This window comes from Pararhizobium antarcticum, from assembly GCF_001885585.1.
Lineage (GTDB): Bacteria > Pseudomonadota > Alphaproteobacteria > Rhizobiales > Rhizobiaceae > Pararhizobium > Pararhizobium antarcticum.
In genome coordinates this window covers 1-6,186 of the sequence record NZ_LSRP01000157.1, presented here as the reverse complement: position 1 = coordinate 6,186, position 6,186 = coordinate 1, and the positions used below count along the sequence as shown (strand labels likewise).

At 58.8% G+C, this 6,186-nt stretch carries 7 protein-coding genes and 1 pseudogene; 3 read left to right on the top strand and 5 right to left on the bottom strand.

Going from position 1 to position 6,186, the window contains the following annotated elements; all coding sequences use genetic code 11:
* Together AX760_RS25990 and AX760_RS25985 are read left to right on the top strand one after the other, a co-directional pair.
* Positions 1–340: substrate-binding domain-containing protein (locus tag AX760_RS25990; protein ID WP_175552145.1), on the top strand; the 340-nt coding region annotated here is incomplete at its 5' end.
* Between the two features lie 397 nt (positions 341–737).
* The gene (locus AX760_RS25985; protein WP_071835909.1) at positions 738–1,307 is read left to right on the top strand and encodes a class I SAM-dependent methyltransferase; all 570 of its coding nucleotides are present in this window, start codon (positions 738–740) and stop codon (positions 1,305–1,307) included.
* Between the two features lie 12 nt (positions 1,308–1,319).
* On the opposite strand, the gene AX760_RS25980 is transcribed toward AX760_RS25985, so the two are convergent.
* The 3 genes from AX760_RS25980 to AX760_RS25970 are packed head-to-tail and all read right to left on the bottom strand — an operon-like array spanning position 1,320 to position 4,829.
* Positions 1,320–2,285 carry a helix-turn-helix transcriptional regulator gene (locus AX760_RS25980; RefSeq protein ID WP_071835908.1) on the bottom strand — a complete coding sequence of 322 codons (966 nt, stop codon included), beginning with the start codon at positions 2,283–2,285 and terminating at the stop codon, positions 1,320–1,322.
* Between the two features lie 19 nt (positions 2,286–2,304).
* A complete protein-coding gene (locus AX760_RS25975) occupies positions 2,305–4,359 on the bottom strand; it encodes a xanthine dehydrogenase family protein molybdopterin-binding subunit (RefSeq protein ID WP_071835907.1) in 2,055 nt (684 codons plus the stop codon).
* On the bottom strand, positions 4,359–4,829 hold the full coding sequence (locus tag AX760_RS25970) for a (2Fe-2S)-binding protein (protein WP_087149367.1): 471 nt from the start codon (positions 4,827–4,829) through the stop codon (positions 4,359–4,361). Before AX760_RS25970 ends, AX760_RS25975 begins: the two co-directional genes overlap by 1 nt.
* A gap of 218 nt (positions 4,830–5,047) precedes the next feature.
* Here AX760_RS25970 and AX760_RS25965 point away from each other — a divergent pair.
* Positions 5,048–5,239 (top strand): annotated as a pseudogene (locus tag AX760_RS25965) (ABC transporter permease); the annotation flags it as partial.
* A gap of 257 nt (positions 5,240–5,496) precedes the next feature.
* Here the strand turns inward: AX760_RS25965 and AX760_RS28260 are convergent.
* Together AX760_RS28260 and AX760_RS25955 are read right to left on the bottom strand one after the other, a co-directional pair.
* Positions 5,497–5,715, bottom strand: coding sequence for an HD-GYP domain-containing protein (locus tag AX760_RS28260; RefSeq protein WP_425348900.1), 219 nt, complete (start codon positions 5,713–5,715; stop codon positions 5,497–5,499).
* Between the two features lie 138 nt (positions 5,716–5,853).
* A partial coding sequence (locus AX760_RS25955) for a LysR substrate-binding domain-containing protein (RefSeq protein WP_245295109.1) occupies positions 5,854–6,186 on the bottom strand: 333 nt, incomplete at its 5' end.

Sequence of the window (6,186 nt, the reverse complement as noted above, 5' to 3'; positions counted from 1 at the left end):
TGACTACAGGTCCGGCGAGGAGATGGGCAGGCGACTGCTTTCGGTTCCCGTAAACGCGCGTCCGACGGCGATCGCCACAGCCAACGATCAGCAGGCGATCGGCCTCTTGCGGTGCTCACGGGATATGGGCATACGCGTGCCGGAGGATTTATCAATTGTCGGCTTCGACGATATCCCGCTGGCTTCCCTCGTCTTGCCGCGGCTGACCACTATCCGTCAGCCCGTCCAGCAAATCGCGGAGATAGCTATACGAGCCGTTTTGGGTCGCGGGACAATAGATGGGCCGATCCGGCTACCCCCTATTCTCGTGGAAAGGGAATCGACGGCTCGCTTATCGTAACTCCCTTGAACACGGATCGGCAGCATGTCTGAAAAGCGTGTCAGACAATGCGTTTACCGGTATCTGCCGCGAACAAGCAGATCTTATTTGTGTCCGGCGATGCTGTCTGGAATAACAGGCTCTTTCCGTCGTGCCATGGGTGATCTCCTTCGTACCCATTATGCACGCCCTTACACGAAATTCCTGACACTCCCCGACGAAGTACCTCTGCGGTCATATCCAACTATCCTGCTTGGCTGCACGCGTTGCTGAGGAAGCACGACGCCATCTGCTGCAGTTCGCTGCCTGATTTTGGCGCATAGTTTCAAGATTTAACGGATGGAGTGTCCGAGTTTGACGGCAACGAGATCACGCCCCCGGCGCGATTTCCCTGTCCCTCAATTGGTCCCGGTGATCCATGCAGAGAATAAGACACGTCGCCACCTTCACCCGCGAATGGCTGCGCGCGCCGCTTCAAACGGCATCGGTCGTGCCGTCCAGTTTGTCCCTCGCAAGAGCGATGGTGGAAGGTCTCGATCTCCAGGATGCCACCGTTCTGGAATTGGGTCCAGGCACAGGGGCGTTCACCGAATATCTCGTGGGCATGTCCGCTGGACCGTCCCAAATATACGCCGTCGAGAGCAACCCCGCATTCGCCGAACTGATGCAGGCAAGATTCGCGACCGTCCAGACCTTCACTGTCGATGCGTGCCGTATGCGCAGCGTACTGCCCTGCAGCCCCCGTTCGGTCAAAGCCGTGCTCTGTGGTCTGCCGCTTCTGTCGATGAGCCTTTCCTCGGTTCACCGGATCATGAAATCGGCTTTCGACCTCATTCGAGATGATGGCGAGTTTCGCTGCTTCACCTATGGACCCCGGTGTCCGATCCCTTTCGCGGTTCACGAACGGCTGTTGATCGAAAGTGCGCGGGTCAGGTTCTGTCCGGCAAACTTCCCACCGGCTACCGTCTACCGCGTCTTCCGGGCTTGAGATTTCCTGATCTCACAGCCACCGTGCACCAGATGCGCCGTTTCCCGATCTGAAGTATTCCCGATAGATGCCGGGCGTTACCCCGACCCTCTGGGAAAACAACCGAGTGAAATGCGGCTGGTCGGAAAAGCCATTGAGGAAGCCGATCTGGGCAAGGCTGGTCTGCTGGTGGTTGCAAAGCTGCTCTGCCGCAAGCTCCAGCCTGACATCCAGCACAACGTCGCTGAAGGATGTCTGCCGCTCTTCCAGCCGACGCTGGAGCGTCCGTCTGCTGGTCGCCAGCAGGTGAGCGAACCGGTCGACCGACCAGCGGCGACAGGGATCATCTGCAACAAGACGGCGCAGTTCTTCGAGCACACGCTCCGAGGGACGAACAGGGGTTTCGCCAATCGAAACACTCGCGGGTTTGACCTCGACAAGGACTGACTTCAGCACCAGGTCGCAACCGACCGTGCGCCAAGTCTGTTCCGAACGGAGGACGGTGCCACCTTCCGTCATGAGAACCAGGATTTCGCCGGAAAGCTCGATCAGGACGGCAAGGAGAGCCAGGATCAAGAGGCTCTCTGCCCGTGACGGGCCCAGGCCACCACCTCTTGCACGATGTTCCAGTCTGTAGAGGGATGGCTCAAGCTCGGACCGTGAAACAAGATGTCGGCCGTGGCTGAAGCGCTCCAACCGGCTCCAGCGATCCAAAAGGTCCTTTGCGCCCCTCGCCTGACGCAAGGCGCGGACGACCGGTTCGAACGGCATAAGATATGCACAGTCTGCGATCTTGAAGATCGTCTGAACACCATGCTCGGCAAGCACCTTGTCGAGCAGATCATGTTTTTGCCCGCGGGGAACATGCGCCCCTTGCGCCCGGGGCACGGGGATGGAAATCTGTTGCGAACGCAGGCCGAGCCCGATCAGCCGCATGATCGCAGCCGAAGCGAAATCGTTCGGCTTCTGTGTTTGCGACCCGGTCAAGTCGAGCGTCATATCGATCCCCTGGCTGTGTTCAGGCTGTTCTGACCGGGAAGCGGGTTGGCCTGATCCCAGTTGCGGCGCGGATCGCATTCGCAATTGCGCCGGGCCCACACGCCATGACCGTTTCTCCGGCTCCCGCAGGAGGTTTAGCACTCTCAATCAACTCGACGTTCATTCTCGGCGTATCTTCCATACGTGGAATGGGCGCATCAACGAATGTCTCAGCCACTATACGTGACCGTTCCATCGGCAGATGATCATGGAGCACGAAACCGACACTCCACATCAGGTTTCCCTCGCATTGGGCCTTGACCTGATCCGGGTTGATGACGAGCCCGCAGTCATGGGCACACCAGAACTCGCGGACACGTGTACGCCCGTCTGGCGCCACTTCCACTTCAGCGACCACGGCGGCATAACTCACCTCCTTGTAGATGCCGCAGGCAATGCCGCGGCCGACCTTGATCTCATTCTCCGGTCTTTTCCAAGTCTCCCAGGCCGACATCTCTCCCACCGCCTCAACGACGGCTGCCAGCCTGGAATCGTTTATGTGCGCAAGGCGGAAGGCGAGGGGGTCGGCGCCGGCTGCGAGAGCGGCCTCGTCTATCGCACTTTCGATGACGAGGCCGTTCGGGCCCGCACCAAGACCTCTCCAGGGGCCTGTGTGAACGGGTAGTCTAACAAGGTCATAGGCTGCTCTTGCTCGGGGAAAGACATAAGGAACGGCCATTCCCCTTGCCACGCCACCATCGCCGATGAAGGCATCCGTTGCCTGCTGCATGAGGTTGGGGACCACCGCCGACGTGAAGAGAATATGGGACGAGACCTGCCGATGGTCCCAGTCGCTGACTTGGCCGTCCGCAATGCGGGCGCGCACGCGATGGGACGACGGCGGGCGGTGAAAGGCTGAAGCCAGTTCTTGCGCGCGCGTCCACTGAACCTTGACGGGTGCTCCTGCGGCTCGTGACAGAGTTGCTGCCTCGGCCTCGACCGTACAGATCGTCTTGCCGCCGAAACTGCCTCCGACCCGGCATGACTGCACTCTGACCGCCTCAACAGCAACACTGAAGGCATCCGCCAGACAGTCGCGAATGAAGAAAACGTCCTGTGTTCCCGCCCAGACGGTGAGCTTTCCGTGCATCCATTCCGCAACGGCCGCCCGTGGCTCGATGGCGCCATGGGCGGCAAAGGGAATACTCAATTTGAGATCGACGTTCCACGGACCGGGCTCAGGGCGTCCGTTAAGGACGACGTTGGACGGCATTTCTTCCAGCGGACGCCGATCAACATCGACCGGGGCGTCGGAGGAAAATTCGGTTGTCGGTTCCTCGGTCTGCCATACGACATTGAGCACCTCAACGACCCGGTCGAGTACGCCAGGCCGTTCTGCGATGATGCCCAGTCCCTTGGCATTGCCGATATCAGGGCCGCAATCTTTGACGATGGCAACAAAACCGGGGATGGCGCGCGCGGCTTCAGCATTCCAGGATAGCGGTTTCGACGCGTATTCGGCCAATGCGGGTGCGCGAAGGACCCGTCCGAAGAGCATGCCGGGGCGGCGTATGTCGGAGGCATAGAGTGCCTTGCCGGTCACGATCTCCCGGCCCTGCACAATCTCGGCAGTTCGGCCGATTTTTCCATGTCGGGCAAAGGTCTTCAATTGCTCTTTCGCCCGAGGTTCGGCCGACACCAGCCCTTGCCGCACCCCCCTCCTCAAGGCGTCACGCAGGCTGGCACAGGCTTGGGCCAGCGGCTCGGCAAACAGCATAATGGATTCACTGCCCACCGTGGATCTCACTCTCGCGAGATCACTGTCGTGAAAGGCCACGTCGACCTTGTCCCACGCCACCTCAAGCTCCGTGCAGGCAATCTGTTTGAGAGCTGTTGCGATGTTCTGGCCCATCTCGATTCGCGGAAGCGTTAGAAGGAACCGGCCCTCTTGATGCGCGATCCAGCCCAGAGCATCATCCGTGCCGGGCATCGGACGCTTTGGAATGACAGGGAGTGCTCCATAGATCGTCGCGCCTGTGCCGATGAACGCGACCAGCGTACCGAGACTGCCGATCAGAAAGCTGCGACGCTTCATCAGCCTGCCTCGATCAGGTCGCGGACTGCGTCCCTGATCCTCTGATAGGTGCCGCATCGACAGAGATTGTCGTTCATCGCGCTCAAGATTGCGTCCGAACTCGCCGTCGCGTCAGCACGATCGCCATCGGCCAGAAGCGCGACAGCCGACATGATCTGTCCGGACTGACAATAGCCGCATTGCGGCACGGCGTGCGCGAGCCACGCCTCTTGCACAGGATGGAGCTTTCCGTTCACCTCCAGGCCCTCGATCGTAAGCACCTGCGTCGTCGGCGTCAGTTCTGCTGTTTGCACCTGGCACGACCGTGTCGCCATCCCGTCGACGATCACGGTGCAGGCTCCGCAGATCCCGACGCCGCAGCCGAACTTCGCTCCGACCAAGCCGTGGTATTCTCGCAGAACGAAAAGCAGGCTCTCGTCGTGCCATTCGCTCGGCACGTCCGCGATCGCTCCGTTCAAGACGTACTGCATTATCCGCCCCATGCTTCAAGGATAGGGTCGCAGGGTAAGGCGCGATGCGGTGCCGGTCTTGAATGATTGCGCCAAAGCGCCCTCGTCTCTTCCGAGACCAGACCCTCGATGAAACTCACCGGTAAGACCCCGGATCTGATTGTGTTTGCCGCAGGTGTGTCGAAGGCGGCGTATTGGTCGCAGATCCTCGGATGCGACCGGTCATTCTGTTGTCACGCATCATGCTGGGAACAGTGCTGCTTCAGATCCTTCAGAATCTGGTCAACCTGCTTGGCATTCCCTCCTCCCTGAATTTCGCTGTGATGGGATCCGTTATCCTGCTGGGTGTGCTCGCGGATCAGGAAATGACACGTCGGCGCAGGTACAAGCTTGCTTCAACCGATGCAAGGGAAGCAGCGCCGGCGGTATGAAACCGCTGTCCATGAACGAACTGGTCCATGAAACATTAAAGCAACATGATGAGGCGGCATGGCGCATGCATTGGTCCATTGGATCATGGGCAACTGGGCGACCAGCAACGACGGCGAAACCGGCGAAAACCAACAATGATTCAAAATAGAAATTACATGCCCTCTGAATTCGCTAATATACTTCCCAGTCGTATGACGAGTTTCCTGTCGAAGAGCTCTGGCCTAGCAAACATCCAGTTTAGAGCCTCATCCCTGGGTCAAGGTCGCTTGTATGGTCGTGCCGACGTCAGCGCCTCAAAGACGTCACAAACCGTGCTAATTCGAACGGGAAGTTGCAGCTTGGGGGCCTTAAGTCCAAGTGGATACCCACTTCCATCCAATACCTCATGATGAGGGCGACAGATGTCTAGAACCGTCGGCGACATGTCGGGGTAGGCCTTGAGTAGTTGATACCCCGCACCTAGTCCTTCAACGATAGATCATCATACGCTATGTTCTTGGAAGGGCGGGTGATGCGATAAACAAACAAGCATGCATCTAAACGCGGATGACACAGTTCCAGCGGACGTAGCGGAAGCTACGTACGCCTTGGTGAACTTTGTGGGTCGGTAAATTCATATAATATCCAAGTCTTCAGCGACCTTAATCGCCTCGGTCGCGAGAGTTTCGTAGTGTTTTGTGCGCCCGCTGCTCTCACGCCAGTAGAAGCCGACTTCGCGACGCTCTTCCCAATCGAGAATTCTAAGCAACTTGACGTCGTCGTCCTTGCGAAATTCCGCGCGCGCGTAAAGCTCCGGGAATAGCGAGCAGCCCATTCCGATCGAAACCATCTGCCGTATGGAATCGAGGCTCGTCCCTTCATAGTCGTCGACGAGGGTAGCGTCGGCTGCCGCTACCAGATGGCGAACATTCTCCAAAAGCCGATGTCCACTGCCGAGCGCCAGAAG